Source organism: Pseudomonas nitroreducens TX1 (assembly GCF_000313755.1).
GTDB classification, from domain to species: domain Bacteria; phylum Pseudomonadota; class Gammaproteobacteria; order Pseudomonadales; family Pseudomonadaceae; genus Pseudomonas; species Pseudomonas nitroreducens_A.
Map to the genome: position 1 here is coordinate 76,025 of NZ_AMZB01000079.1, position 26,799 is coordinate 102,823.

Here is a 26,799-nt window from a genome sequence, read left to right on the forward strand (position 1 = left end):
TTCGTGTATGATGTGCGCCCTTTTCGTTGACCGACAGCTACGAGAACGCCCCATGCAGCTTTCCTCCCTTACCGCGGTATCCCCCGTTGACGGCCGTTACGGCAGCAAGACCAGCGCCCTGCGTCCGATTTTCAGCGAATACGGCCTGATCCGTTTCCGCGTCCAGGTGGAGGTTCGCTGGCTGCAGCGTCTCGCCGCCCACGCCGGCATCCCTGAAGTGGCGCCCTTCTCCGCCGAAGCCAACGCCCTGCTGAACCAGCTGGCAGAGGACTTCCAGCTCGAGCACGCCCAGCGCATCAAGGACATCGAGCGCACCACCAACCACGACGTCAAGGCCGTGGAATACCTGCTCAAGGAACAAGCCGCCAAGCTGCCGGAACTGGCCAAGGTCAGCGAGTTCATCCACTTCGCCTGCACCTCCGAGGACATCAACAACCTGTCCCACGCCCTGATGCTGCGCGAAGGCCGTGACAACGTACTGCTGCCGCTGATGCGCCAGATCGCCGACGCCATCCGCGAACTCGCCGTGAAGTTCGCCGACGTGCCGATGCTCTCGCGCACCCATGGCCAGCCGGCCTCCCCGACCACCCTGGGCAAGGAGCTGGCCAACGTCGTCTACCGCCTGGAGCGCCAGATCAAGCAAGTTGCCTCGGTCGAGCTGCTGGGCAAGATCAACGGCGCCGTGGGCAACTACAACGCCCACCTGTCGGCTTACCCGCAGGTGGACTGGGAAGCCAACGCCCGCGAGTTCATCGAAGGCGACCTGGGCCTGAACTGGAACCCCTACACCACCCAGATCGAGCCGCACGACTACATCGCCGAGCTGTTCGACGCCGTCGCGCGCTTCAACACCATCCTCATCGACTTCGACCGCGACGTCTGGGGCTACATCTCCCTGGGCTACTTCAAGCAGAAGACCGTCGCTGGCGAGATCGGCTCTTCGACCATGCCGCACAAGGTCAACCCGATCGACTTCGAAAACTCCGAAGGCAATCTCGGCATCGCCAACGCTCTGCTGCAGCATCTGGCCAGCAAGCTGCCGATCTCCCGCTGGCAGCGCGACCTGACCGACTCCACCGTGCTGCGCAACCTGGGCGTCGGCTTCGCCCATAGCGTCATCGCCTACGAAGCCAGCCTCAAGGGCATCGGCAAGCTGGAGCTGAATGCCGCACGTATCGCCGAAGATCTGGACGCCTGCTGGGAAGTCCTGGCCGAACCGGTACAGACCGTGATGCGCCGCTACGGCATCGAGAACCCCTACGAGAAGCTCAAGGAACTGACCCGCGGCAAAGGCATCAGCGCCGACGCCCTGCAGGTGTTCATCGAGGGCCTCGACATGCCGGCAGAAGCCAAGGCCGAGCTGAAGCAACTGACCCCCGCGAACTACATCGGTAACGCTGCCGCCCAGGCCAAGCGCATCTGAGATTCGCCCTGACTTTGCACGCCCGGCTGTGCCGGGCGTTTTTGTTTCAAGGACTTAACCATGAATCCTGCTATTCCTCTTCAGCTTTTGGGCGGCATCAGCGCCGAAGAATTCCTCCGCGATTACTGGCAGAAAAAGCCCCTGCTGGTGCGCCAGGCCATCCCCGATTTCAAGAGCCCGCTGGACCCTGACGAACTGGCCGGCCTTGCCCTGGAAGAGATGATCGAATCGCGCATCGTCCTCGAACACGGCGACAGTCCCTGGGAGCTGCGCCGCGGCCCCTTCCAGGAAGACACCTTCAGCCAAATGCCCGAGCGCGACTGGACCCTGCTGGTCCAGGCCGTCGACCAGTTCATCCCGGAAGTCGCCGACCTGCTGGAACACTTCAAGTTCCTCCCCAGCTGGCGTATCGATGACGTAATGATCAGCTACGCCGCACCGGGCGGCGGCGTCGGCCCGCACTTCGACAACTACGACGTGTTCCTGCTGCAGGGCCATGGCCGCCGCCGCTGGAAAGTCGGCCAGACCTGCGACGCGAGCAGCCCGATGCTGCCCCACGCCGACCTGCGCATCCTCGCCGAATTCGAAGAATGCGCCGACTGGGTCCTGGAACCCGGCGACATGCTCTATCTGCCGCCGCGCGTGGCCCACTATGGCATCGCCGAAGACGACTGCATGACCTACTCGGTCGGCTTCCGCGCACCCAGCGCCGCCGAAGTGCTGACCCACTTCACCGACTTCCTCGCCCAGTTCCTCTCCGACGAGGAGCGCTACAGCGACGCCGGCATGGCCGCAATGAAAGGCGACTCCGACCAGCACCAGATCCAGCGCGACGCCCTCGATCGCCTGAAGAACCTGCTGCAGGAGCACATGAGCGACGAACGCCTGCTGCTCACCTGGTTCGGCCAGTTCATGACCGAGCCACGCTACCCGGAACTCGTGGCTGGCGAAGAGATCGAGGAAGAAGACCTGACAGCCGCCATCGAAGACGGCGAAGTACTGATCCGCAACCCCAGCGCCCGCATGGCCTGGAGCGAAGTGGACGTCGGCCTGCTGCTGTTCGCCAGCGGCCAGACCGTGGTGCTGCCGGAAAAACTGCGCGACCTGCTCAAGCTCGTGTGCTCGGCAGAGTCGCTGCACGAAGGGAATCTCGGCCAATGGCTGGCCGACGACGATGGGCGTAAGCTCATCGGAGAACTGATCAAACAGGGCAGTCTGGAGTTTGCCGATGAGTAGCAAGATCAGGGTTCGTGTCGCGGACTGGCAGAAGGATAATGCCGATCTGCGGCGCATTCGCGAGGCGGTTTTCATCGCCGAGCAATCGGTCCCGCCGGAACTCGAATGGGACGCCGAGGATGTCGAAGCCGTGCACTTCCTGGCCTTCGAAGGCGACTACGCCATCGGCACCGCCCGCCTCCTGCCGGACGGGCACATTGGCCGGGTGTCGGTCCTCAAGGACTGGCGCGGCCTGAAGGTGGGCGACCTGCTGATGCGTGCCGCCATCGAACAGGCGGAAAGCCAGGGCCTGCAGCGCCAGTTGCTGACAGCCCAGGTCTACGCCATTCCGTTCTACGAACGACTAGGCTTCCAGGTAGCCAGCGGCGAATTCCTCGACGCCGGCCTTCCCCACGTGGACATGGTGCGCGAGAGCGCCTGAGCAGCGACGAGCAAGGAGCGACATGGATAACGCCCCGGACCAAGACGACCTCCCGGTAGAACTGCCGGACATCGAGTTTCAGTCACCGGGGCGTTTTGCCGTCCGTAACCCGCCCAGCGCAGCGCTGCAGCCCGAAGCTCTTGAGCCTGCGCCCTTTCGCCTCGGCGAAGGCGACGAATTGCACCGCTTCAACAAGCCGGACGACGCTCGCGCCCACGCCCTGGCGCTGATCCAGCAAGCGCGGCGCACACTCTATCTCTACACGCCCGACCTTGAGCCTTGGCTGTATCACCACAGCAGCATCCAGGAAGCCTGCACCCAACTGCTGCTGGGCAATCCGCGCAATCGCCTGCTGATCCTGGTGCGCGACAGCAGCCGCGCGGTGAAGGAAGGCCATCGCCTGCTCAACCTCAGTCGCCGGCTGTCCAGCTACTGCCAGATCCGCCGGATCAACCCCGACTATCCGAGCGACGATCATGCCTATCTCCTTGCCGACGATTGCGGCCTGCTGCTGCGGCCCGAGCCAAGCGAATATGCCGGCTATGCGCATTACAACAACGCTGGTCGCGTCCGCCAGCTGATTGCGCAATTCGAACAGACCTGGAACACCAGCCTCCTCGACCCGAACCTGCGGAGCTTCCTGATTTGAGCCGACACCCTCTCGCCCTGATGCTCGCCTGCACGATCAGCCTCACTGCCGCAGCCGCGCCGCGCACCGAGATCATCCCGCTCAACTACCGCACCGCCGAAGACGTGCTGCCGGTTGCGCAGCAAGTGCTGGGCAACGAAGGACGCGTCACTGCCTACGGCAATCAACTGGTGGTGAATGCCGAACTGGCGAAGATTCGCGAACTGCAACAGGTAATCGGGCAACTGGATACTCGCCCCCACCAGCTACTGATCAGTATCGATACAGTGGACGGCAGCCAGGGCAGCCAGAGCGGCTATTCGGTGAACGGCTCCGTCAGCGCCGGCAACGTCGAGATACAGTCCGGCCGCGGCGAAGTGAACGGCCGCGACCAGGTGCGCATCATCAACCGCTCCACCAGCAGCCGAGGCGGCGGCACCCAGCAGGTACGCGCCACCGAAGGCTCGCCCGCCTTCATCCAGGTCGGCCAGAGCCAGCCGGTGACCAGTGGCGGCATCGGCCCTTACGGCCAGATCTACAGCCAGACCGAGTACCGCGACGCCAACCAGGGCATGTACGTGACCGCGAGCCTCTCCGGCAACCTCGTGCACATTTCCCTGAGCACGCGCAATGACCGTTTCAACAACAGCTATCAGGGCTCGATGAACACCAGCGCGGCGGATACCCGGGTCAGTGGGCCGATCGGCCAGTGGATCGAGATCGGCGGCGTCACCGAGAGCAACCAGAGCACCCAGGGTGGCTACACCCGCCAGTACAGCACCCAGGGCCGTAGCGACAGCAGCCTGCGGGTGAAGGTCGACGTGCTCGACTAAGCCTTCCGTAGGTGACTTGCCAGTCCTCCTTAGACCTTCGTGTAGTAGCCCCAAAAAAACACTACAAAACGTTTGACGAACGCTCGTTTGAAAGTGCATGATGGCCTCGCTCCCGCTAACCAGAGGGCCTCAAAGCCCTCCGGACCGCGCCAGCGACACACCCGTCGCGCCGGTTCGTGTTGTTAAGCCCACAAGGCGGATCGACGAGGTTGCGACTGGCAAGAGGTTGTCCTGAGGGACGGGGAAGCAAGCCTAAGCAACAGCACGACGTGACGGATTCAGCCGTCCACCATCGCCCAACGGCTGCCACGAGCCGGCAAGCGATTCTGGATGCCACTGCTGCAGTCACCCGTCTTTGCACCGCGCCACCCCCCCTTTCCAGTGTCACTCCTTCTTTTCGGTCGCCCCTTCGCCATCCCGCGGCGAGCAACCCGCAGTCATTACCGTTCAGGTGCGGTTTTATGTGGGTAGTCGGTGCTTAACCAAATACATTCTTTTGAAGGATTGGCCATGTCCGCATATCAGAACGAGATCAAAGCAGTCGCCGCGCTCAAAGAGAAGAACGGCAACAGCTGGAGCGCGATCAACCCCGAGTACGCTGCCCGCATGCGCGTCCAGAACCGCTTCAAGACCGGTCTGGAAATCGCCAAGTACACCGCTGCCATCATGCGCAAGGACATGGCTGAGTACGATGCGGACTCCTCCGTCTACACCCAGTCCCTGGGTTGCTGGCACGGCTTCATCGGCCAGCAGAAGCTGATCTCCATCAAGAAGCACCTGAAGACCACCAACAAGCGCTACCTCTACCTGTCCGGCTGGATGGTTGCCGCCCTGCGCTCCGACTTCGGCCCGCTGCCGGACCAGTCGATGCACGAGAAGACCGCCGTTGCCGGCCTGATCGAAGAGCTGTACACCTTCCTGCGCCAGGCTGACGCCCGCGAACTGGACCTGCTGTTCACCGCCCTGGACTCCGCCCGCGCTGCTGGCGACAAGGCCAAGGAAGCCGAAGTACAGGCTCAGATCGACAGCTTCGAAACCCACGTGGTACCGATCATCGCCGACATCGACGCCGGTTTCGGTAACGCCGAGGCGACCTACCTGCTGGCCAAGAAGATGATCGAAGCCGGTGCCTGCTGCATCCAGATCGAGAACCAGGTTTCCGATGAGAAGCAGTGCGGCCACCAGGACGGCAAAGTGACCGTTCCGCACGAAGACTTCCTCGCCAAGATCAACGCTGTTCGCTACGCGTTCCTCGAGCTGGGCATCGACGACGGCGTGATCGTTGCCCGTACCGACTCCCTGGGCGCCGGCCTGACCAAGCAGATCGCCGTTACCCGCGAGCCGGGCGACCTGGGCGACCAGTACAACTCCTTCCTGGACTGCGAAGAAATCTCCGCTTCCGACCTGCAGAACGGCGACGTGGTGATCAACCGCGGCGGCAAGCTGCTGCGTCCCAAGCGCCTGGCTTCCAACCTGTTCCAGTTCCGCAAGGGCACCGGCGAAGACCGCTGCGTCCTGGACTGCATCACCTCGCTGCAGAACGGCGCCGACCTGCTGTGGATCGAAACCGAGAAGCCGCACGTCGGCCAGATCAAGGGTATGGTTGACCGCATCCGTCAGGTCATCCCGAACGCCAAGCTGGTGTACAACAACAGCCCGTCGTTCAACTGGACCCTGAACTTCCGCCAGCAGGTGTTCGATGCGTTCGTCGCCGACGGCAAGGACGTTTCCGCCTACGACCGCGCCAAGCTGATGAGCGTCGAGTACGACGAGACCGAACTGGCCCAGATCGCCGATGAGAAGATCCGTACCTTCCAGCGTGACGGTTCCGCCCACGCCGGCATCTTCCACCACCTGATCACCCTGCCGACCTACCACACCGCCGCGCTGTCCACCGACAACCTGGCCAAGGGCTACTTCGCCGACCAGGGCATGCTGGCCTACGTGAAAGGCGTTCAACGTCAGGAACTGCGTCAGGGCATCGCCTGCGTCAAGCACCAGAACATGGCTGGCTCGGACATCGGCGACAACCACAAAGAGTACTTCGCTGGCGAAGCCGCTCTGAAAGCCTCGGGTAAAGACAACACCATGAACCAGTTCCACTAAGAACTGGCTCACCGGCCCCTCGGGGCTGGGAGGCACCGCAAAACCCCGGCTCCGGCCGGGGTTTTGCTTTTGTGCTTGGCCGAATCGCCAGCCATCCCTTCCCCGCCCGCCAAGGGCAGCACCGCTTCGACATGCCAGCCTCGGCCTTCCTTTATATATGAACCCGGAAAGCCCATGCCTAAGCGCAACCGTCTCGCCCTCGCCGCCCACCTCATCCAACGCCTGCCGCGTCGGTTGCAGGAGCCTCTGCTGACGCGCCTGTTCTGCTCCCAGGTGCGCTTCGCCGGTACCGCAGGCGTACGCATCCAAAAGCTGTCCGACAGCGAAGTGCGCATGAGCCTCGCCAACCGCCGTCGCGCGCGAAACCACATCGGCGGCGTGCATGCCGCGGCGATGGCGCTGCTGGCCGAGTCCGCCAGCGGCTGCATGGTCGGGATGAACCTGCCCGATGACAAACTGCCGCTGATCAAGAGCCTCAAGATCGACTACCTGCGCCGGGCCAGCGGCGGCCTGCGCGCCATCGCCACGCTCCAACCCGAGCAGCGGCAGGCCATGCTCGAGCAGGACAAAGGCGAAACCCTGGTGCACGTGATGCTGCTGGATGATTCTGGCGCGCAGCCGGTGCGCTGCGAGATGCGCTGGGCATGGATTCGGAAGGGAAATTGAACCACCCGAATGCCACGGCGACCAACGAGTTCACAGAGGAGTAATTCGAAGTCGGATACCAGATGAAATAAAACCCGCGGCGCTTATATGTAGTAAAGTTACGGATATACGACACTGCAAATGATAATATTTATCATTCATGAAGTGCCGATTTATTGCGCCCAAATACCTCGAAAGTACTATTCGACCAAAGCCGAAGCGCCGTCACACTAAGCATCCAGAGCCGCGCAAACAGGGCGCTACGGAAAATGCAAAAGCCTTTTGCCCGAAATAGAAGCATCTGTTTGTGTTGGAAAAATTTACTTGCTGAAGGCTTTGGGCATAAAATTGGAAAGATGACCTGAACCCTTAGCTCGCTATGCTTGAGTTGTCGGGTTCGCAGTAGTCGGGCCTTGCGCCCGAAACCCAAGACAATCGTTATTTGTAGGAAGGAGTATCGGCATGCCCAATCCAGCTGAACTTGCAGCTCAACACTGGGGACTCGCCGCCTTCCTTTTAGGAGTGCTGGGCCTGCTCGCCTTCATGCTAGGGGTTTCCAGCCTGCTTGGCAGTAAGGCATTTGGTCGCAGCAAGAACGAACCGTTCGAATCGGGGATCGTTCCTACCGGCAGCGCACGCCTGCGTCTGTCGGCAAAATTCTATCTGGTCGCGATGCTCTTCGTGATCTTCGACGTCGAAGCCCTCTTCCTCTTCGCCTGGTCCGTGTCCGTCCGTGAAAGCGGTTGGGCAGGTCTGATCGAGGCAACCATTTTCATAGCAATTCTGTTGGCAGGTCTTGTCTACCTGTGGCGTATCGGCGCGCTCGATTGGGCGCCGGCGGCACGTCGCGCACGGCAGGCGAAGCTAAAACAATGAGGCTTTGGCGATGCAATACAAACTTACCCGGATCGATCCGGATGCGCCCAATGATCAATACCCGATCGGCCAGCGCGAAACGGTAGAAGACCCGCTCATCGAAGGGCAGGTCCACAAGAACATCTTCATGGGCAAGCTCGAGGATGTTCTCAACGGTGCGGTGAACTGGGGTCGCAAGAACTCCCTGTGGCCGTACAACTTCGGGCTGTCCTGCTGCTACGTGGAGATGACCACGGCGTTCACCGCGCCGCACGACATCGCCCGTTTCGGCGCCGAAGTGATCCGTGCATCGCCCCGCCAGGCTGACTTCATGGTCATCGCCGGCACCTGCTTCATCAAGATGGCTCCGGTCATCCAGCGCCTGTACGAGCAGATGCTGGAACCCAAGTGGGTGATCTCGATGGGGTCGTGCGCCAACTCTGGCGGCATGTACGACATCTACTCGGTCGTTCAGGGGGTCGACAAGTTCCTCCCCGTGGACGTGTACATCCCCGGCTGCCCGCCCCGCCCGGAGGCGTTCCTGCAAGGCCTGATGCTGCTGCAGGAATCCATCGGCCAGGAGCGTCGTCCGTTGTCCTGGGTAGTAGGCGATCAAGGCGTCTATCGCGCCGACATGCCTGCCCAGAAGGATCTCAAGCGCGAACAGCGCATTGCGGTCACCAACTTGCGCAGCCCCGACGAAGTGTGATCCGGCCCTCCACGAGAGGCCCGTTTTCACTCCACCGTTGACCGAGTGACTTAAAGACTATGAATGCAGACTCCGCTCTGTACATCCCGCCTTACAAGGCAGACGACCAAGATATCGTCGTCGAACTGAATTCCCGCTTTGGCGCCGAGACCTTCACCGTCCAGGCCACCCGCACTGGCATGCCGGTGCTCTGGGTTGCCCGTGAGCGCCTGATCGACGTCCTCACCTTCCTGCGCAATGTGCCCAAGCCGTACGTCATGCTCTATGACCTGCACGGTGTCGACGAGCGCCTGCGCACCCACCGTCGCGGCCTGCCGGGCGCCGACTTCAGCGTGTTCTACCACCTGATGTCGCTTGAACGTAATAGTGACGTGATGATCAAGGTGGCCTTGTCCGAGGGCGACCTCAACCTGCCCACCGCCACCCGTATCTGGCCGAACGCCAACTGGTACGAGCGTGAGGTCTGGGACATGTACGGGATCACCTTCAACGGTCACCCGCACCTGACCCGCATGCTGATGCCGCCGACCTGGGAAGGTCACCCGCTGCGCAAGGACTACCCGGCGCGCGCCACCGAGTTCGATCCCTACGCGCTGTCTGCCGCCAAACAGGACCTCGAGCAGGAAGCCCTGCGCTTCAAGCCCGAAGACTGGGGCATGAAGCGCCACGGCGAGAACGAGGACTTCATGTTCCTCAACCTCGGCCCGAACCACCCCTCCGCCCACGGTGCGTTCCGCATCATCCTGCAACTGGACGGCGAAGAGATCCTCGACTGCGTTCCGGAGATCGGCTACCACCACCGTGGTGCCGAGAAGATGGCCGAGCGTCAGTCCTGGCACAGCTTCATTCCGTACACCGACCGTATCGACTACCTCGGCGGCGTGATGAACAACCTGCCGTACGTGCTCTCGGTCGAGAAGCTCGCCGGCATCAAGGTGCCGCAGCGCGTCGACGTCATCCGCATCATGATGTCGGAGTTCTTCCGCATCCTGAACCACCTTCTCTACCTGGGCACTTACATCCAGGACGTGGGCGCGATGACCCCGGTGTTCTTCACCTTCACCGACCGCCAGCGCGCCTACAAGGTCGTCGAGGCCATCACCGGCTTCCGCCTGCACCCGGCCTGGTACCGCATCGGTGGCGTCGCCCACGACCTGCCTCGCGGCTGGGACAAGCTGGTTCGCGAATTCCTCGACTGGATGCCCAAGCGCCTGGACGAGTACGAAACCGCCGCCCTGAAGAACAGCATCCTGCGTGGCCGTACCATCGGCGTTGCTCAGTACAACACCAAGGAGGCGCTGGAATGGGGCACCACCGGCGCCGGCCTGCGCGCCACCGGCTGTGATTTCGACCTGCGCAAGGCCCGCCCCTACTCCGGCTACGAGAACTTCGAGTTCGAAGTACCGCTGGCGGCCAACGGCGACGCCTACGACCGCTGCATGGTCAAGATGGGCGAGATGCGCCAGAGCCTGCGCATCATCGAGCAGTGCCTGAAGAACATGCCCGAAGGCCCGTACAAGGCCGACCACCCGCTGACCACGCCGCCGCCCAAAGAGCGCACGCTGCAGCACATCGAAACCCTGATCACGCACTTCCTGCAGGTTTCCTGGGGCCCGGTCATGCCGGCCAACGAGGCCTTCCAGATGGTGGAAGCGACCAAGGGCATCAATAGCTACTACCTGACGAGCGATGGCAGCACCATGAGCTACCGGACCCGCATCCGGACGCCCAGCTTCGCGCACCTGCAGCAGATTCCGTCGGTGATCAACGGCAGCATGATTGCCGACCTGATCGCCTATCTGGGCAGTATCGACTTCGTTATGGCCGACGTGGACCGCTGATCATGAGTACCCTTATCCAGACTGATCGTTTCGAACTCAGCGAAACCGAGCACTCGGCCATCGAGCACGAGATGCATCACTACGAGGACTCCCGTGCGGCGTCCATCGAAGCCCTGAAGATCGTCCAGAAGCAGCGCGGCTGGGTGCCGGACGGGGCCATCCCGGCCATCGCCGAGATCCTCGGCATCCCGGACAGCGACGTCGAAGGCGTGGCAACCTTCTATAGCCAGATCTTCCGCCAGCCGGTCGGCCGCCACATCATCCGCGTCTGCGACAGCATGGTCTGCTACATCGGCGGCCATGAGTCCGTCGTCGGCGAGATCCAGAAGCAGCTGGGCATCGGCCTCGGCCAGACCACCGCCGACGGCCGCTTCACCCTGCTGCCGGTGTGCTGCCTGGGCAACTGCGACAAGGCCCCGGCGATGATGATCGACGACGACACCTTCGGCGACCTGCGTCCCGACGGCGTCGCCAAACTGCTGGAGGCCTACGCATGACTCGCCTCACCTCCTACGGTACGCCCAACCGCACCGCGCGCGCGGCCGAAACCCATCCGCTGACCTGGCGCCTGCGTGACGACGGCGCCCCGGTCTGGCTGGAGGAATACCAGTCGAAGAACGGCTACGCCGCCGCGCGCAAGGCGCTGGCGCAGATGGCCGCCGACGACATCGTCCAGACCGTCAAGGACTCCGGCCTCAAGGGCCGTGGCGGTGCGGGCTTCCCCACCGGTGTGAAGTGGGGCCTGATGCCCAAGGACGAATCCCTCAACATCCGCTACCTGCTGTGCAACGCGGACGAGATGGAGCCCAACACCTGGAAGGACCGCATGCTCATGGAGCAGCTGCCGCACCTGCTGGTGGAAGGCATGCTGATCTCCGCGCGCGCGCTCAAGGCCTACCGCGGCTACATCTTCCTGCGCGGCGAGTACGTCGACGCCGCTCGCAACCTGAACCGTGCCATCGAGGAAGCCAAGGCCGCCGGCCTGCTGGGCAAGAACATCCTCGGCAGCGGCTTCGATTTCGAGCTGTTCGTGCACACCGGCGCCGGCCGCTACATCTGTGGCGAAGAGACCGCGCTGATCAACTCGCTGGAAGGCCGCCGCGCCAACCCGCGCTCCAAGCCGCCCTTCCCCGCCGCCGTCGGCGTCTGGGGCAAGCCGACCTGCGTGAACAACGTCGAGACCCTGTGCAACGTGCCGGCGATCGTCGAGCACGGCGTCGACTGGTACAAGGGCCTCGCCCGTCCGGGCAGCGAAGACATGGGCACCAAGCTCATGGGCTTCTCCGGCAAGGTGAAGAACCCCGGCATCTGGGAGCTGCCCTTCGGTCTTCCGGCCCGCGAGCTGTTCGAGGACTACGCCGGCGGCATGCGCGATGGCTACAAGCTCAAGGCCTGGCAGCCGGGCGGCGCCGGTACCGGCTTCCTCCTGCCGGAACACCTGGACGCACTGTTCTACGCCGGCGGCGTCGCCAAGGTTGGCACCCGTATGGGGACCGGTCTCGCCATGGCGGTGGACGACAGCGTCAATATGGTTTCCCTGCTGCGCAACATGGAAGAGTTCTTCGCTCGCGAATCGTGCGGCTGGTGCACTCCGTGCCGTGACGGCCTGCCGTGGAGCGTGAAGGTCCTGCGCGCGCTGGAGAAAGGCGAAGGCGCCCAGGGCGACCTGGAAACCCTCGAGCAGCTCGTCAACTTCCTCGGCCCAGGCAAGACCTTCTGTGCCCACGCACCGGGTGCCGTCGAGCCGCTGGGCAGCGCACTGAAGTATTTCCGTCCCGAGTTCGAAGCGGGCATTTCCCGCCAGGCTCAGGCCGTACAAGCACCGCAGACCGTCGGCGCTTGATGCTTTGTTCGCCGGGCGGAAGTCGCCCGGCGTTGTTTCGTTGTAGTGCCGCGGCGTGCCGACGGCCCGATGAAACCGTGATTTCTATTAGCCACGCCCGCTGACAACGGGCCAACGAAGACTTAGACCCATGGCCACGATCCACGTAGACGGCAAGACGTTAGAAGTCGACGGAGCGGACAACCTGTTGCAGGCCTGCCTCTCCCTCGGTCTCGACATCCCCTACTTCTGCTGGCACCCGGCGCTCGGAAGCGTCGGCGCATGCCGCCAGTGTGCGGTCAAGCAGTACACCGACGAGAATGACAAACGCGGTCGTCTCGTCATGTCCTGCATGACTCCCGCCACCGACAACACCTGGATTTCCATCGAAGACGAAGAAGCCAAGCAGTTCCGCGCCAGCGTCGTCGAATGGCTGATGACCAACCACCCGCACGACTGCCCGGTCTGCGAGGAAGGCGGTCACTGCCACCTGCAGGACATGACGGTGATGACCGGCCACAACCAGCGCCGGTACCGCTTCACCAAGCGCACCCACCAGAACCAGGAGCTCGGCCCGTTCATCGCCCACGAGATGAACCGCTGCATCGCCTGCTACCGCTGCGTCCGTTACTACAAGGACTATGCCGGCGGCACCGACCTTGGCGTCTACGGCGCACACGACAACGTCTACTTCGGCCGGATCGAGGACGGTGTACTGGAGAGCGAGTTCTCCGGCAACCTGACCGAGGTCTGCCCAACCGGCGTGTTCACCGACAAGACCCACTCCGAGCGCTACAACCGCAAGTGGGACATGCAGTTCGCCCCGAGCATCTGCCATGGCTGCTCCAGCGGCTGCAACATCAGCCCCGGCGAGCGTTACGGTGAAATCCGCCGCATCGAGAACCGCTACAACGGCTCGGTGAACCACTACTTCCTGTGCGACCGCGGCCGCTTCGGCTACGGCTACGTCAACCGCGAAGACCGCCCGCGTCAGCCGCAACTGATGCTGAGCAAGCAGAAGCTTTCGCTGGACGGCGCCCTTGACCAGACCGCAGCCCTGCTCAAGGGCCGCAAGGTCATCGGTATCGGTTCGCCGCGCGCCAGCCTGGAAAGCAACTACGCCCTGGCCGAACTGGTCGGCGCGCAGAACTTCTACAGCGGCATCTCCGCTGACGAACTGCAACGCCTGCAGTTGGTGCTGAAAGTCATGCAGGACGGCCCGCTGCTGGTGCCGACCATCCGTGACATGGAAGACCACGACGCGGTATTCGTGCTCGGCGAAGACCTGACCCAGACCGCTGCCCGTATCGCCCTGGCCCTGCGCCAGTCGGTAAAAGGCAAGGGCGAGGACATGGCCGCCGCGATGAAGATCCAGCCGTGGCTCGACGCCGCGGTGAAGACCATCGCCCAGCACGAGATGAACCCGCTGTTCATCGCCAGCCTGGATGAAACCCGCCTGGACGACGTGGCCGCCGAGTGCGTGCACGCCGCTACCGAAGACCTGGCTCGCCTGGGCTTCGCCGTGGCCCATGCCATCGACCCGAGCGCCCCGGCCGTCTCCGACCTCGATGCCGAAGCCGCTGCGCTCGCCCAGCGCATCGCCGATGCTTTGGTCGCCGCCAAGCGTCCGCTGGTCATCTCCGGCACCTCGCTGGGCAGCAACGCCCTGATCGAAGCCGCCACCAACATCGCCAGCGCGTTGAAGAACCGCGAGAAGAATGGCTCCCTGAGCCTGGTGGTTCCGGAAGCCAACAGCCTGGGGCTGGCCCTCTTCGGCGGTGAGTCCGTCGAGAAAGCCCTGGAACAGCTGACCTCCGGCGCCGCCGATGCCGTGGTGATCCTGGAGAACGACCTGTACCGCCGCGCCGACGCTGCCGCTGTCGATGCTGCATTGGCCGCTGCGAAGATCGTCGTCGTCGCCGATCATCAGCAGACCGCCACCAGCGCCAAGGCCACCGTCCTGCTGCCGGCCGCCAGCTTTGCCGAGGGCGACGGCACCCTGGTCAGCCAGGAAGGCCGCGCCCAGCGCTTCTTCCAGGTCTTTGACCCGACCTACTACAACGCCGACAACCTGGTCCGCGAAGGCTGGCGCTGGCTGCACGCCCTGCACAGCACCCTCGAAGGCAAGCGTGTCGACTGGACCCAGCTGGACCACGTCATCGACGCCGTCGTCGCTGCCAAGCCGCAACTGGCCGGCATCCGCGAAGCCGCGCCGAACGCCGCGTTCCGCATCAAGGGCCTGAAACTGGCGCGCGAGCCGCACCGCTACTCCGGCCGTACCGCCATGCGCGCCAACATCAATGTCAGCGAGCCGCGTCAGCCGCAGGACATCGACTCCGCGTTCGCCTTCTCCATGGAAGGCTACGCCGGCAGCGCCGAACCGCGTCAGCAGATTCCGTTCGCCTGGTCCCCGGGCTGGAACTCGCCGCAGGCCTGGAACAAGTTCCAGGACGAAGTCGGTGGTCACCTGCGTGCTGGCGATCCGGGCGTGCGCCTGATCGAGGCCAAGGGCGAAGCCCTGTGGTTCAGCGAGATTCCCGCGCCGTTCCACACCGCTGCAAGCCAGTTCAAGGTGGTGCCCTTCTATCACCTGTTCGGCAGCGAGGAGAACTCCTCGAAAGCCGCCCCGGTACAGGAGCGCATCCCGCAGACCTACGTCACCCTGGCAAAAGCCGAGGCGGACCGCCTGGGCGTCAACGAAGGCGCGATCATCCGCCTGACCGTCAAGGGCCAGGAACTGCGCCTGCCGCTGCGTGTGAGCGAAGAGCTCGGCGCTGGCCTGGTCGCACTGCCGGTCGGTCTGCAAGGCATCCCCGCCGGCGTCATCGGCGCTGTCGCTGAAGGTCTGCAGGAGGCTGCGCAATGAGTTGGCTGACACCTGCCATCGTCGACATCCTGATCGAGGTCATCAAGGCCATCGTCATCCTGCTCGCCGTGGTCGTCTGCGGCGCGCTGCTCAGCTGGGTCGAGCGTCGTCTGCTCGGCCTCTGGCAGGACCGCTACGGTCCGAACCGGGTCGGCCCCTTCGGTGCCTTCCAGCTCGGCGCCGACATGCTGAAGATGTTCTTCAAGGAAGACTGGACCCCGCCGTTCGCCGACAAGATGATCTTCACCCTCGCCCCCATGATCGCCATGGGCGCGCTGCTGGTCGCCTTCGTCGTCATCCCGATCACCCCGACCTGGGGCGTGGCGGACCTGAACATCGGCATCCTGTTCTTCTTCGCCATGGCCGGCCTGACCGTTTACGCGGTGCTGTTCGCCGGCTGGTCGAGCAACAACAAGTTCGCCCTGCTCGGCAGCCTGCGCGCCTCGGCCCAGACCATCTCCTACGAGGTGTTCCTGGCCCTGTCGCTGATGGGCATCGTGGCCCAGGTCGGTTCGTTCAGCCTGCGCGACATCGTCGATTACCAGGCCGAACACATGTGGTTCATCATCCCGCAGTTCTTCGGCTTCATGACCTTCTTCGTCGCCGGCGTCGCTGTGACCCACCGTCACCCGTTCGACCAGCCCGAAGCCGAGCAGGAACTGGCCGACGGTTACCACATCGAGTACGCCGGCATGAAATGGGGCATGTTCTTCGTCGGCGAGTACATCGGCATCGTGCTGGTGTCCGCGCTGCTGGCGACCCTGTTCTTCGGCGGCTGGCACGGCCCCTTCGGCATCCTGCCGCAGATCCCGTTCATCTGGTTCGCCCTGAAAACCGGCTTCTTCATCATGATGTTCATTTTGCTGCGGGCCTCCATCCCACGCCCGCGCTATGACCAGGTGATGGCCTTCAGCTGGAAGTTCTGCCTCCCGCTGACCCTGATCAACCTGCTGGTGACCGGCGCTGTCGTGCTGGCCAGCCAGTAAGGAGTAGGACCATGATCAAGTACATTTTCGACGTGGTGCACGGCACCTACACCCAGCTGCGCAGCCTGGTGATGATCTTCGGTCACGCCTTCCGCAAGCGCGACACCCTGCAGTACCCGGAAGAGCCCGTGTACCTGCCGCCGCGCTACCGTGGCCGCATCGTGCTCACCCGCGACCCCGACGGCGAAGAGCGCTGCGTGGCATGCAACCTGTGCGCCGTGGCCTGCCCGGTGGGCTGCATCTCCCTGCAGAAGGCCGAGACCGACGACGGTCGCTGGTACCCCGAGTTCTTCCGCATCAACTTCTCCCGCTGCATCTTCTGCGGCCTGTGCGAAGAAGCCTGCCCGACCACCGCGATCCAGCTGACCCCGGATTTCGAGATGGGCGAGTTCAAGCGCCAGGACCTGGTCTACGAGAAGGAAGACCTGCTGATCTCCGGCCCCGGCAAGAACCCGGACTACAACTTCTACCGCGTTGCGGGCATGGCGATTGCCGGCAAGCCGAAAGGCGCCGCGCAGAACGAAGCCGAACCGATCAACGTCAAGAGCCTGCTGCCGTAAGGAGACGTCGCGTGGAATTCGCTTTCTACTTCGCCGCCGGCGTCGCCGTGCTGGCAACCTTCCGGGTCATCACCAACAGCAACCCGGTGCATGCCCTGCTCTACCTCATCATTTCGCTGCTCGCGGTATCGATGACCTTCTTCAGCCTCGGCGCCCCGTTCGCCGGTGCCCTGGAAATCATCGTCTACGCCGGCGCGATCATGGTGCTGTTCGTCTTCGTGGTGATGATGCTCAACCTCGGCCCGGCGATTGCCGAGCAGGAGCGCAAGTGGCTCAAGCCCGGCGTCTGGATCGGCCCCGGCGCGCTGGCCGCCGTGCTGCTGGTCGAACTGCTGTGGATGCTCTCGCGCACGCCCAGCGGTATCGGCATCGGCCACACCACCGTGGACGCCAAGGCCGTGGGCATCAGCCTGTTCGGCCCGTACCTGCTGGTCGTCGAACTGGCCTCGATGCTGCTGCTGGCGGCACTGGTCGCCGCCTACCACCTCGGCCGCCACGAAGCGAAGGACTAACACCATGAATGCAATCCCTCTCGAACACGGACTGGCGCTTGCCGGTGTGCTGTTCTGCTTCGGCCTGGTGGGCCTGATGGTACGACGCAACATCCTGTTCGTACTGATGAGCCTGGAAGTGATGATGAACGCCGCCGCGCTGGCCTTCGTGGTCGGTGGCGCCCGCTGGGGCCAGCCTGACGGCCAGGTGATGTTCATCCTGGTGCTCAGCCTGGCTGCGGCCGAGGCCAGCATTGGCCTGGCGATCCTGCTCCAGCTGTATCGCCGCTTCCATACCCTCGATATCGACGCTGCCAGCGAGATGCGCGGATGAACCTGCTGCCCCTTACTTTCCTGTTCCCCCTGGTCGGCTTCCTGCTGCTCTCGTTCTCGCGCGGCAAGTGGTCGGAAAATCTCTCGGCACTGGTCGGTGTCGGCTCCGTGGGCCTGGCGGCCCTCTCCGCCTTCTGGGCGATCTGGAGCTTCCACAGCAACCCGCCCGAAGGTGGCGCCTACAGCCTGGTGCTGTGGCAATGGATGAGCGTTGGCGATTTCAAGACCAACTTCACCCTGTACCTGGACGGCCTGTCGGTCACCATGCTCGGCGTGGTTACCGGCGTCGGCTTCCTGATCCACCTGTTCGCCTCCTGGTACATGCGCGGCGAGACCGGCTACTCGCGGTTCTTCGCGTACACCAACCTGTTCATCGCCAGCATGCTGTTCCTGGTGCTGGGCGATAACCTGTTGTTCATGTACTTCGGCTGGGAAGGCGTGGGCCTCTGCTCCTACCTGCTGATCGGTTTCTATTACAACCACGTACCCAACGGCAACGCGGCCCTCAAGGCGTTCATCGTGACCCGCGTGGGTGACGTTTTCTTCGCCATCGGCATGTTCATCCTGTTCCAGCACCTGGGCACGCTGAACATCCAGGAACTGCTGGTCCTGGCTCCGCAACACTTCGCCAAGGGCGACCTGTGGATCAACCTGGCGACCCTGATGCTGCTCGGCGGCGCCGTCGGCAAGTCCGCGCAGCTGCCGCTGCAGACCTGGCTGGCCGACGCGATGGCCGGTCCGACTCCGGTCTCCGCGCTTATCCACGCCGCCACCATGGTCACCGCGGGCGTCTACCTGATCGCCCGCTGCCACGGCCTGTTCGAGCTGGCGCCCAACGTCCTGGAGCTGGTCGGCATCGTCGGCGCCGTGACCCTGGTGCTGGCCGGCTTCGCCGCCCTGGTGCAGACCGACATCAAGCGCATCCTCGCCTACTCGACCATGAGCCAGATCGGCTACATGTTCCTGGCCCTGGGCGTCGGCGCCTGGGGTGGTGCGATCTTCCACCTGATGACCCACGCCTTCTTCAAGGCCCTGCTGTTCCTTGCTTCGGGTGCGGTGATCGTCGCCTGCCACCATGAGCAGAACATCTTCAAGATGGGTGGCCTGTGGAAGAAGCTGCCGCTGGCCTACGCGAGCTTCGTGGTCGGTGGCGCGGCCCTGGCCGCCCTACCCTTCCTGACCGCAGGCTTCTACTCCAAGGACGAGATCCTCTGGGAAGCCTTCGCCAGTGGTCACCCGAACCTGCTGATCGCAGGGCTCGTCGGTGCCTTCATGACCTCGCTGTACACCTTCCGCCTGATCTTCATCGCCTTCCACGGCGAAGCGAAGACCGAAGCGCACGCCGGCCATGGCATCAGCCACTGGCTGCCGCTGGGTGTCCTGATCGTGCTCTCCACCTTCGTCGGCGCGCTGATCACCCCGCCGCTGGCCGGCGTCCTGCCGGAAAGCGCCGGTCACGCCGGTGGTGAAGCCAAGCACAGCCTGGAGATCGCCTCGGGCGCCATCGCCATTGCCGGTATCCTGCTGGCGGGCCTGCTGTTCCTCGGCAAGCGCCGCTTCGTCAGCGCCGTCGCCCAGAGCGCACCGGGCCGCTTCCTCGGCACCTGGTGGTTCCACGCCTGGGGCTTCGACTGGCTGTACGACAAGCTGTTCGTGAAACCCTACCTGCTGATCTGCCGCCTGCTGGCCGCGGACCCGATCGACAAGACCCTGGTCCTGGTCCCGCTCACCGCCCGCGGTGGCAACAAACTCCTCAGCCTCACCGAGAACGGCCGCCTGCGTTGGTACGCCGCGTCCCTGGTGGGCGGCGCCGCGCTGCTCCTCGGCGCGCTGCTGCTGGCTTAATGAATTCACGAAAGAGATTGAGCCCGACATGATTCTGCCCTGGCTAATCCTGATCCCCTTCATCGGCGGCTTCCTTTGCTGGATCGCCGAATACACCAGCAAGACCCTGCCCCGCTGGGTCGCCCTGGGATCGATGGTCCTCACCCTGGCGCTCAGCCTGTGGGTGTGGCACACCGGCGACTTCCAGCTGGCCCCGGCACCGGGTGGCGAGCCGCAGTGGACACTGGAATTCAAGCTGTCCTGGATCGAGCGTTTCGGCATCAGCTTCCACCTGGCAATGGACGGCCTGTCCCTGCTGATGGTTGCGCTGACCGGCCTGCTCGGCGTGCTGTCCGTCCTCTGCTCGTGGAACGAGATCCAGCGCCGCATCGGCTTCTTCCACCTGAACCTGCTGTGGATCCTGGGCGGCGTGATCGGCGTGTTCCTCGCCGTCGACCTGTTCCTGTTCTTCTTCTTCTGGGAAATGATGCTGGTGCCGATGTACTTCCTCATCGCGCTCTGGGGTCATAGCTCGGACGATGGCAAGAAGACCCGCATCTATGCCGCTACCAAGTTCTTCATCTTCACCCAGGCCAGCGGCCTGGTGATGCTGGTGGCGATCCTGGGCCTGGTGTTCGTGCACTACAACAGCACCGGCGTACTGACCTTCAATTACGCCGACCTGCTCAAGACCCAGCTGCCGCCGCACACCGAGTGGATCCTGATGCTCGGCTTCTTCGTCGCCTTCGCGGTGAAGATGCCGGTGGTACCGGTGCACTCCTGGCTGCCGGACGCCCACGCCCAGGCGCCGACCGCCGGTTCCGTGGACCTGGCCGGCATCCTGCTGAAGACTGCCGCCTATGGCTTGATCCGCTTCGCCCTGCCGCTGTTCCCCAACGCCTCGGCCGAGTTCGCCCCGATCGCCATGACCCTGGGCCTGATCGGCATCTTCTACGGCGCCTTCCTGTCGTTCGCGCAGACCGACATCAAGCGCCTGGTGGCCTACTCCTCCGTGTCGCACATGGGCTTCGTGATGATCGGCATCTACTCCGGCAGCCCGCAGGCGCTGCAGGGCGTGGTCGTGCAGATGATCGCCCACGGCCTCTCCGCCGCCGCGCTGTTCATCCTCTGCGGTCAGCTGTACGAGCGCCTGCACACCCGTGACATGCGCAAGATGGGCGGCCTGTGGTCGCGCATCCCGTACCTGCCGGCCGTGGCCCTGTTCTTCGCCACAGCGTCGCTGGGTCTGCCGGGCACCGGCAACTTCGTCGGTGAGTTCCTGATCCTGCTGGGCAGTTTCAAGGTCGTTCCGGTGATCACCGTGATCGCCACCTTCGGCCTGGTGTTCGGCTCGGTCTACTCGCTGATCATGATCCACCGCGCCTACTTCGGCCCGGCCAAGTCCGACACTGCCATCGCCGGCCTGAACGCCCGCGAACTGCTCATGGTGCTCGGCCTGGCGGTGCTGCTGATCGTGCTCGGCGTCTACCCGCAGCCGGTCCTCGACACCTCCGCGGCAACCATGCACGGCGTCCAGCAATGGCTGGGTGCCGCCCTCTCCACTCTGGCAGCACGGTAAGCGCGAAATGACCTTCACGATTCAACACTTCATCGCGCTCCTGCCACTGCTCATCACCAGCGCCACCCTGGTGGTGGTGATGCTCGCGGTAGCCTGGAAGCGTAACCACTCGATGACCGCCACCCTCTCGGTGATCGGTCTGAACCTGGCCCTGCTGTCGATCATCCCGGTGCTGAACGTCACCCCGATCGAAGTCACCCCGCTCATGGTGATCGACAACTTCGCCTGCTTCTACATGGCCCTGATCCTGATCGGCGCCCTGGCCTGCACCACCCTCGCCCATGCCTACATGGAAAGCTTCCCGGGCAACCGCGAGGAACTGTACCTGCTGCTCCTGCTCTCCACCGCAGGCGGCCTGGTACTGGTCAGCGCGCAGAACCTGGCCGGCCTGTTCATCGGCCTGGAACTGCTGTCGGTGCCGGTCTACGGCATGGTGGCCTACGCCTTCTTCAACAAGCGCACCCTGGAAGCGGGCATCAAGTACACCGTCCTGTCCGCCGCCGGCTCCGCGTTCCTGCTCTTCGGCATGGCCCTGCTCTACGCCGAGTCCGGCAACCTGGGCTTCGCTGCCATCGGTGCATCCCTGGCCGAAGGCACCAGCCATGGCCCGCTGCTGGCCATCGGCGTCGGCATGATGGTCGTCGGCCTGGGCTTCAAGCTGTCCCTGGCACCGTTCCACCTGTGGACCCCGGACGTCTATGAAGGCGCGCCGGCCCCGGTCGCCACCTTCCTGGCCACCACTGCCAAAGTCGCTGTGTTCGCCGTGCTGCTGCGCCTGTTCCAGATCGCTCCGGCGGCCCTGAACAACGGCCTGCTGCATGACGCCATCGCGGTCATCGCCATCGCCTCGATCCTGATCGGTAACCTGCTGGCGCTGACCCAGAGCAACATCAAGCGCCTGCTGGGCTACTCCTCCATCGCCCACTTCGGCTACCTGCTGATCGCCCTGGTGGCGAGCAAGGGCTTGGCCGTGGAAGCGGTCGGCGTGTACCTGACCACCTACGTCGTCACCACCCTGGGCGCCTTCGGCGTGGTCACCCTGATGTCCACCCCGTACAGCGGCCGCGACGCCGACGCGCTGTTCGAGTACCGCGGCCTGTTCTGGCGCCGTCCGGTGTTGACCGCAGTGATGACGGTGATGATGCTGTCCCTGGCCGGCATTCCGCTGACCGCCGGCTTCATCGGCAAGTTCTACATCGTCGCCACCGGCGTCGAGTCGCAGCACTGGTGGCTGGTCGGCGCCCTGGTCCTGGGCAGCGCCATCGGCCTGTTCTACTACCTGCGCGTCATGGTGACCATGTTCCTGGTCGAGCCGAACATGAAGCGCCACGACGCGCCCCTGGACTGGGCTCAGCGCGCCGGCGGCATCATGCTGGTGGCCATCGCCCTGCTCGCCTTCTTCCTCGGTGTCTACCCGCAACCGCTGCTGGACCTCCTCCAGCACAGCGGCCTGGTAGCCGTCGCCGGCTAAGCTCGACAGGCAATGAAAAACCCCGCTTCGGCGGGGTTTTTTATTGGACGCAATTGAGCTTTCGTAGGGCGCATAACGCGCCAGCGTTATCCGCCCTACTCTCCTACCCTACTCCGCTGCCTTGGGTGCTTCGCCTTCGCGCCCGGTGAACAGGTCCCACGACGCCATGAACAGCGCCGCGATCAGCGGGCCGATGACGAAGCCGTTGAGACCGAACAGCGACATGCCGCCGAGGGTTGAGATCAGCACCACGTAGTCGGGCATCTTGGTGTCCTTGCCCACAAGGATCGGGCGCAGGATGTTGTCCACCAGGCCGATCACCACCACGCAGAACAGTGTCAGCACCACGCCCTGCCAGATCGCTCCGGTGAGCAGGAAATAAGCCGCCACCGGCACCCAGATCAGCCCCGCGCCGATCGCTGGCAGCAGCGAAAGGAAGGCCATCAGCGTGCCCCACAACAGCGAACCCTGGATGCCGAGGAACCAGAAGATCAGCCCGCCGAGCGCTCCCTGGGTCGCGGCGACGGCGATGTTGCCCTTCACCGTGGCACGGATCACCGTAGTGAACTTGGTGAACAGGTGCTGCTTGTGCTCCGCACTCAGCGGCACCGCCTGCTTGATCCGGCGCCCCAGCGCCGGGCCGTCGCGCAGGAGGAAGAACAACAGGTAGAGCATGATGCCGAAGCTGATGACGAACTCGAAAGTATTCTGGCCGATGCTGAAGGCCTTGGTCGCCACCAGTTGGCTGGCCTGCATCGCCCCCGTCGAGAGTTTTTCCTGCAGGCTGGAAAGGTCCGCCAGGTCGAAGCGCTCCAGCAGCTGATGCGCCCATGCCGGCAGCGCAGCGACGGCCTGCTGGTAGTACACGATGAAATTCAGCTCACCCGACTTCAGTCGCTGGTAGACCGTCGCTCCCTCCTGCACCAGCGCCCCGGCGATGAAGGTCACCGGCAGGATCACGATCAGGAAGCACACGCCGAGGGAAATCAGCGCGGCGAGGTTGTTGCGCCCGTTGAGCTTCGTCCTCAGGCGGCGTTGCAGCGGAGCGAAGATGATCGCCAGGATGGTGCCCCAGAAGACCGCCCCGTAGAACGGCAGCAGGATCCAGCCGAAGGCGAGCGTCACCACCAGCAGCAGGGCGAGGAATGTCCGGTATTCCAGTTTCGATTCGAACATGAGCGGGTCCGTGAAAGGTTAAACCAGCTCATTAGTCAGCAGTTGGCCTGCCGAGTGCAACTTTCGCAGCGCGCTCCCTGCGCTCAGGTGGACTAAAGCACCATGGCCGCCACCCAGCCGAACGCCAGCAGCGGCAGGTTGTAGTGCAGGAAGGTGGGCACTACGGTATCCCAGATGTGGTTGTGCTGGCCGTCCACGTTCAGGCCGGAGGTCGGACCGAGAGTGGAGTCCGATGCCGGCGAGCCGGCGTCACCCAATGCTCCGGCTGTGCCGACGATGCTGACAATGGCCAGCGGACTGAATCCCAGGTGCACCGCCAGCGGCACGAAGATCGCAGCGATGATCGGCACCGTGGAGAAGGACGAGCCGATGCCCATGGTCACCAGCAGGCCCACCAGCAGCATCATGAAGGCGCCCAGCGCCTTGCTGCTGCCGATCCAGCCGGCGGCGCTGTCCACCAGGCTCGCGACCTGCCCGGTGGCGGTCATCACCGCGGCGAACCCCTGGGCGGCGATCATGATGAAGCCGATCATGGCCATCATCTTCATGCCCTCGGTGAACAGGTCGTCCGCTTCCTTCCAGCGCACCACGCCGGACAGCGAGAACACCAGGAAGCCCACCAGCGCACCGAGGATCATCGAGTCCAGCAGCAGTTGCACGGCAAAGGCCGACGCGACCGCGACGCCTGCCACCACCAGGCTCATCCTGCTGTAGGGCGTATCGACCCGCTCGGCCTGTTCGATGCGCTCCAGATCGTAGACACGCTTGCGACGGTAGCTGAACAGAACCGCGACCAGCAGGCCGCAGACCATCCCCAGCGCTGGAATCAGCATGGCGTGGGTGACATTGATGCCGCTGACGTCCACGCCTGCGCGTTGCACGTTAGCCAGTAGGATCTGGTTCAGGAAGATGTTGCCGAAACCCACGGGCAGGAACATGTAGGGCGTGATCAGGCCGAAGGTGATGACGCAGGCGATCAGCCGACGGTCGATCTGCAGGCGCGTCAGCACGTAGAGCAACGGCGGCACCAGCAACGGAATGAAAGCGATGTGGATCGGCAGGATGTTCTGCGAGGAGATCGCCACCACCAGCAGCAGCGCAATCATCATCCACTTGAAGGCACTGGAACCGTTCGCCTCGTGGCGGCCGAGCATCGCCAGTGCGCGATCGGCCAACGCATGCGCCATTCCGGAGCGCGCAATGGCCACGGCGAAGGCGCCGAGCATGGCGTAGGACAGCGCCACCGTCGCACCGGCCCCCAATCCTTCGTTGAATGCCTTGAGCGTGCCGTCCATGCCCAGGCCGCCCAGCAAACCACCGGCCACCGCGCCGGCGATCAGTGCGACCACCACATGCACGCGACACAGGCTCAGCACCAGCATCAGGCCAATGGCGATCAGCACCGCATTCATCTTTGTCACTCCTCTCACGGATCGCCGCGCAGGGCGCGGACAAAAGGCGCGCACTCTGCCAAACACTCGGCGAGGTGTCAAAACCCGTGTCGAATCAGGACGTTTCGGCCATTGGCTGGCGGGATTTTCACCGAAGTGCGCACGCTTTTTGCCTGAAAGTCGCCGGCCGTCATAACGGTACGCCAGAATCGCCTGTTTTCTGGCGATTCGCCCCGTCACGGGTCAAGAAGATGCGGGAAAAGCCGATATACCGGGCATTCCCGAGGTTTCGTTAAAACAAGGACCCCTCTCCATGTTGCTGCGCCGTCTCTCCATCCAGTGGAAGATCACGTTGCTCGCCGGGCTCTGCCTGCTCGGCGTCGTCTCGCTGCTTTCCGGTCTGTCCGTCTACCGCACCCAACACAGCACCGCACTGGTCAAGCAATCGAGCACCGAAATGCTCGATGACGCGGCCAAGGCGCGACTGCAATCCCGCGGTGAAGTCCAGGCCATGCGCATCCAGCGCTACATCATGGATGCCTACCAGTATGGCAAGGGCTTCTCGCGGCAGGTGCTGTTCCTGCGCGACCAGGCGCAGAAGCGCTTCCTCGACGCCTATGACCTGCGCGAAGACCTGACCCGCCAGGTGAAGACGGCGCTGGAAGGCAACCCGGAACTGCTGGGCCTCTATGTCGCCTTCGAACCCGATGCGCTGGACGGCAAGGACAAGCTCTTCGCCGGCCAGGGCGAGCTGGGCAGCAACGACGCGGGGCGCTTCTCCATCTACTGGTCCCAGGCCACGCCGGGCCACCTGGAATCCGAAGCCATGGCCGAGTCGCTGCTGCAGGACACCAGCCCCGGCCCGAGCGGCAGCGCTTACAACGCCTGGTTCACCTGCCCCAAGACCACCGGTCAGCCCTGCGTGCTCGACCCGTACTTCGACGAAGTGGGCAAGAAGAAGATGCTCATGACCAGCATCGCCTTCCCGTTGGAGCTGGACGGCAAGGTCATCGGCGTCATGGGCCTGGACATCAGCATGGAGAAACTGCAGGAGATCAGCGTCGAGGGCAGCCGGGAGCTGTACGACGGCCAGGGCCGCGTGAGCATCGTCAGCGCCGCGGGCCTGCTCGCCGGCCACAGCGCAGACGCCAGCAAGCTGAGCAAGAAGCTGCAGGAGGTCTATCCCAACCAGGGCACCGAGCTGCTGCAGGCCATCGCCGCCAACCATGAGCAGGTGTTCCGCCAGGACGACCAGTTGCGCGTGGTCGAGCCGTTGCAACCGATCCCCGGCTCCAAGCCCTGGGGCGTGCTGCTGGAAGTCCCGCAGAATGTCCTGCTCGGACCGGCCATCGAGCTGCAGAACGAACTCGACGAACAGCGCACGCAAGGCACCGCCTACCAGCTCGGCTTCGGTCTGATCGCCATCCTGATCGGCCTGTTCGCCATGTGGCTGACCGCCCGTGGCGTGACCCGGCCGATCCTCAACGTCGCCGCCATGCTGCGCAATATCGCCAGCGGCGAAGGCGACCTGACCAAGCGCCTGGACTACAGCGGCAAGGACGAGCTGGGCGAACTGGCCGGCTGGTTCAACCGCTTCCTCGAC

Annotated in this window: 23 protein-coding genes; 21 read left to right on the top strand and 2 right to left on the bottom strand. The window is 63.9% G+C overall.

Annotated features, from left to right (window positions below):
* Positions 1-52: 52 nt before the first annotated feature.
* From purB to nuoN, 20 genes are all read left to right on the top strand, one after another.
* Entirely contained in the window at positions 53-1,423 is a 1,371-nt protein-coding gene (gene purB / locus C167_RS0104690; RefSeq protein ID WP_017517101.1) for an adenylosuccinate lyase, read from the top strand.
* A 60-nt stretch (positions 1,424-1,483) separates the two neighbouring features.
* Positions 1,484-2,659, top strand: a complete 1,176-nt coding sequence (locus tag C167_RS0104695; RefSeq protein WP_026078808.1) for a cupin domain-containing protein — start codon at positions 1,484-1,486, stop codon at positions 2,657-2,659.
* Complete coding sequence (locus tag C167_RS0104700) at positions 2,652-3,080, top strand: GNAT family N-acetyltransferase (protein ID WP_017517103.1); 429 nt, start codon at positions 2,652-2,654, stop codon at positions 3,078-3,080. The genes C167_RS0104695 and C167_RS0104700 overlap by 8 nt, the downstream gene beginning before the upstream one ends.
* A gap of 22 nt (positions 3,081-3,102) precedes the next feature.
* A complete protein-coding gene (locus tag C167_RS0104705; protein WP_017517104.1) occupies positions 3,103-3,729 on the top strand; it encodes a hypothetical protein in 627 nt (208 codons plus the stop codon).
* A 20-nt stretch (positions 3,730-3,749) separates the two neighbouring features.
* Entirely contained in the window at positions 3,750-4,541 is a 792-nt protein-coding gene (locus C167_RS0104710) for a secretin N-terminal domain-containing protein (RefSeq protein ID WP_017517105.1), read from the top strand.
* Positions 4,542-5,051: 510 nt separating this feature from the next.
* Positions 5,052-6,647: an isocitrate lyase gene (locus tag C167_RS0104715; protein ID WP_017517106.1), complete on the top strand. Its 1,596-nt coding sequence runs from the start codon at positions 5,052-5,054 to the stop codon at positions 6,645-6,647.
* Between the two features lie 174 nt (positions 6,648-6,821).
* On the top strand, positions 6,822-7,313 hold the full coding sequence (locus tag C167_RS0104720) for a DUF4442 domain-containing protein (RefSeq protein ID WP_017517107.1): 492 nt from the start codon (positions 6,822-6,824) through the stop codon (positions 7,311-7,313).
* A 441-nt stretch (positions 7,314-7,754) separates the two neighbouring features.
* Complete coding sequence (locus tag C167_RS0104725; protein WP_017517108.1) at positions 7,755-8,168, top strand: NADH-quinone oxidoreductase subunit A; 414 nt, start codon at positions 7,755-7,757, stop codon at positions 8,166-8,168.
* Positions 8,169-8,178: 10 nt separating this feature from the next.
* On the top strand, positions 8,179-8,856 hold the full coding sequence (locus tag C167_RS0104730) for a NuoB/complex I 20 kDa subunit family protein (protein ID WP_017517109.1): 678 nt from the start codon (positions 8,179-8,181) through the stop codon (positions 8,854-8,856).
* Positions 8,857-8,915: 59 nt separating this feature from the next.
* On the top strand, positions 8,916-10,697 hold the full coding sequence (nuoC, locus tag C167_RS0104735; RefSeq protein WP_017517110.1) for an NADH-quinone oxidoreductase subunit C/D: 1,782 nt from the start codon (positions 8,916-8,918) through the stop codon (positions 10,695-10,697).
* A complete protein-coding gene (gene nuoE, locus C167_RS0104740) occupies positions 10,694-11,194 on the top strand; it encodes an NADH-quinone oxidoreductase subunit NuoE (RefSeq protein ID WP_200860145.1) in 501 nt (166 codons plus the stop codon). Before nuoC ends, nuoE begins: the two co-directional genes overlap by 4 nt.
* On the top strand, positions 11,191-12,540 hold the full coding sequence (gene nuoF / locus C167_RS0104745; protein ID WP_017517112.1) for an NADH-quinone oxidoreductase subunit NuoF: 1,350 nt from the start codon (positions 11,191-11,193) through the stop codon (positions 12,538-12,540). Before nuoE ends, nuoF begins: the two co-directional genes overlap by 4 nt.
* 130 nt (positions 12,541-12,670) lie before the next feature.
* Complete coding sequence (gene nuoG, locus C167_RS0104750) at positions 12,671-15,385, top strand: NADH-quinone oxidoreductase subunit NuoG (protein ID WP_017517113.1); 2,715 nt, start codon at positions 12,671-12,673, stop codon at positions 15,383-15,385.
* Positions 15,382-16,371 (top strand): NADH-quinone oxidoreductase subunit NuoH, encoded by a 990-nt coding sequence (gene nuoH, locus C167_RS0104755; RefSeq protein WP_017517114.1) that lies wholly within the window; start codon positions 15,382-15,384, stop codon positions 16,369-16,371. The genes nuoG and nuoH overlap by 4 nt, the downstream gene beginning before the upstream one ends.
* 11 nt (positions 16,372-16,382) lie before the next feature.
* Complete coding sequence (gene nuoI / locus C167_RS0104760; RefSeq protein WP_015477483.1) at positions 16,383-16,931, top strand: NADH-quinone oxidoreductase subunit NuoI; 549 nt, start codon at positions 16,383-16,385, stop codon at positions 16,929-16,931.
* A gap of 11 nt (positions 16,932-16,942) precedes the next feature.
* A complete protein-coding gene (nuoJ, locus tag C167_RS0104765; RefSeq protein WP_017517115.1) occupies positions 16,943-17,443 on the top strand; it encodes an NADH-quinone oxidoreductase subunit J in 501 nt (166 codons plus the stop codon).
* Positions 17,444-17,447: 4 nt separating this feature from the next.
* On the top strand, positions 17,448-17,756 hold the full coding sequence (gene nuoK / locus C167_RS0104770) for an NADH-quinone oxidoreductase subunit NuoK (protein WP_017517116.1): 309 nt from the start codon (positions 17,448-17,450) through the stop codon (positions 17,754-17,756).
* Positions 17,753-19,600, top strand: coding sequence for an NADH-quinone oxidoreductase subunit L (gene nuoL / locus C167_RS0104775; protein WP_017517117.1), 1,848 nt, complete (start codon positions 17,753-17,755; stop codon positions 19,598-19,600). The genes nuoK and nuoL overlap by 4 nt, the downstream gene beginning before the upstream one ends.
* A 28-nt stretch (positions 19,601-19,628) precedes the next feature.
* Positions 19,629-21,158 (top strand): NADH-quinone oxidoreductase subunit M, encoded by a 1,530-nt coding sequence (gene nuoM / locus C167_RS0104780; RefSeq protein WP_017517118.1) that lies wholly within the window; start codon positions 19,629-19,631, stop codon positions 21,156-21,158.
* A 7-nt stretch (positions 21,159-21,165) separates the two neighbouring features.
* A complete protein-coding gene (gene nuoN, locus C167_RS0104785) occupies positions 21,166-22,629 on the top strand; it encodes an NADH-quinone oxidoreductase subunit NuoN (RefSeq protein ID WP_017517119.1) in 1,464 nt (487 codons plus the stop codon).
* A gap of 108 nt (positions 22,630-22,737) precedes the next feature.
* Here nuoN and C167_RS0104790 read toward each other — a convergent pair whose 3' ends face one another.
* Together C167_RS0104790 and C167_RS0104795 are read right to left on the bottom strand one after the other, a co-directional pair.
* Positions 22,738-23,805: an AI-2E family transporter gene (locus C167_RS0104790; RefSeq protein WP_017517120.1), complete on the bottom strand. Its 1,068-nt coding sequence runs from the start codon at positions 23,803-23,805 to the stop codon at positions 22,738-22,740.
* A gap of 92 nt (positions 23,806-23,897) precedes the next feature.
* The gene (locus C167_RS0104795) at positions 23,898-25,217 is read right to left on the bottom strand and encodes a Na+/H+ antiporter family protein (RefSeq protein ID WP_017517121.1); all 1,320 of its coding nucleotides are present in this window, start codon (positions 25,215-25,217) and stop codon (positions 23,898-23,900) included.
* Positions 25,218-25,509: 292 nt separating this feature from the next.
* On the opposite strand from C167_RS0104795, the gene C167_RS0104800 reads away from it, so the two are divergent.
* Positions 25,510-26,799 (top strand): HAMP domain-containing protein (locus C167_RS0104800; protein WP_017517122.1); only part of this gene is annotated, 1,290 nt, incomplete at its 3' end.

Excerpts from the sequence above, each read along its gene's own strand:
- nuoF (WP_017517112.1), top strand. The coding sequence starts at position 11,191 with ATGACTCGCCTCACCTCCTACGGTACGCCCAACCGCACCGCGCGCGCG.
- C167_RS0104725 (WP_017517108.1), top strand. The coding sequence starts at position 7,755 with ATGCCCAATCCAGCTGAACTTGCAGCTCAACACTGGGGACTCGCCGCC.
- C167_RS0104705 (WP_017517104.1), top strand. The coding sequence starts at position 3,103 with ATGGATAACGCCCCGGACCAAGACGACCTCCCGGTAGAACTGCCGGAC.
- C167_RS0104695 (WP_026078808.1), top strand. The coding sequence starts at position 1,484 with ATGAATCCTGCTATTCCTCTTCAGCTTTTGGGCGGCATCAGCGCCGAA.
- C167_RS0104790 (WP_017517120.1), bottom strand. The coding sequence starts at position 23,805 with ATGTTCGAATCGAAACTGGAATACCGGACATTCCTCGCCCTGCTGCTG.
- C167_RS0104710 (WP_017517105.1), top strand. The coding sequence starts at position 3,750 with ATGCTCGCCTGCACGATCAGCCTCACTGCCGCAGCCGCGCCGCGCACC.
- C167_RS0104720 (WP_017517107.1), top strand. The coding sequence starts at position 6,822 with ATGCCTAAGCGCAACCGTCTCGCCCTCGCCGCCCACCTCATCCAACGC.
- nuoC (WP_017517110.1), top strand. The coding sequence starts at position 8,916 with ATGAATGCAGACTCCGCTCTGTACATCCCGCCTTACAAGGCAGACGAC.
- C167_RS0104795 (WP_017517121.1), bottom strand. The coding sequence starts at position 25,217 with ATGAATGCGGTGCTGATCGCCATTGGCCTGATGCTGGTGCTGAGCCTG.
- nuoI (WP_015477483.1), top strand. The coding sequence starts at position 16,383 with ATGATCAAGTACATTTTCGACGTGGTGCACGGCACCTACACCCAGCTG.
- C167_RS0104700 (WP_017517103.1), top strand. The coding sequence starts at position 2,652 with ATGAGTAGCAAGATCAGGGTTCGTGTCGCGGACTGGCAGAAGGATAAT.
- nuoL (WP_017517117.1), top strand. The coding sequence starts at position 17,753 with ATGAACCTGCTGCCCCTTACTTTCCTGTTCCCCCTGGTCGGCTTCCTG.
- nuoG (WP_017517113.1), top strand. The coding sequence starts at position 12,671 with ATGGCCACGATCCACGTAGACGGCAAGACGTTAGAAGTCGACGGAGCG.
- nuoN (WP_017517119.1), top strand. The coding sequence starts at position 21,166 with ATGACCTTCACGATTCAACACTTCATCGCGCTCCTGCCACTGCTCATC.
- C167_RS0104715 (WP_017517106.1), top strand. The coding sequence starts at position 5,052 with ATGTCCGCATATCAGAACGAGATCAAAGCAGTCGCCGCGCTCAAAGAG.
- nuoH (WP_017517114.1), top strand. The coding sequence starts at position 15,382 with ATGAGTTGGCTGACACCTGCCATCGTCGACATCCTGATCGAGGTCATC.
- nuoK (WP_017517116.1), top strand. The coding sequence starts at position 17,448 with ATGAATGCAATCCCTCTCGAACACGGACTGGCGCTTGCCGGTGTGCTG.
- C167_RS0104730 (WP_017517109.1), top strand. The coding sequence starts at position 8,179 with ATGCAATACAAACTTACCCGGATCGATCCGGATGCGCCCAATGATCAA.
- purB (WP_017517101.1), top strand. The coding sequence starts at position 53 with ATGCAGCTTTCCTCCCTTACCGCGGTATCCCCCGTTGACGGCCGTTAC.
- nuoM (WP_017517118.1), top strand. The coding sequence starts at position 19,629 with ATGATTCTGCCCTGGCTAATCCTGATCCCCTTCATCGGCGGCTTCCTT.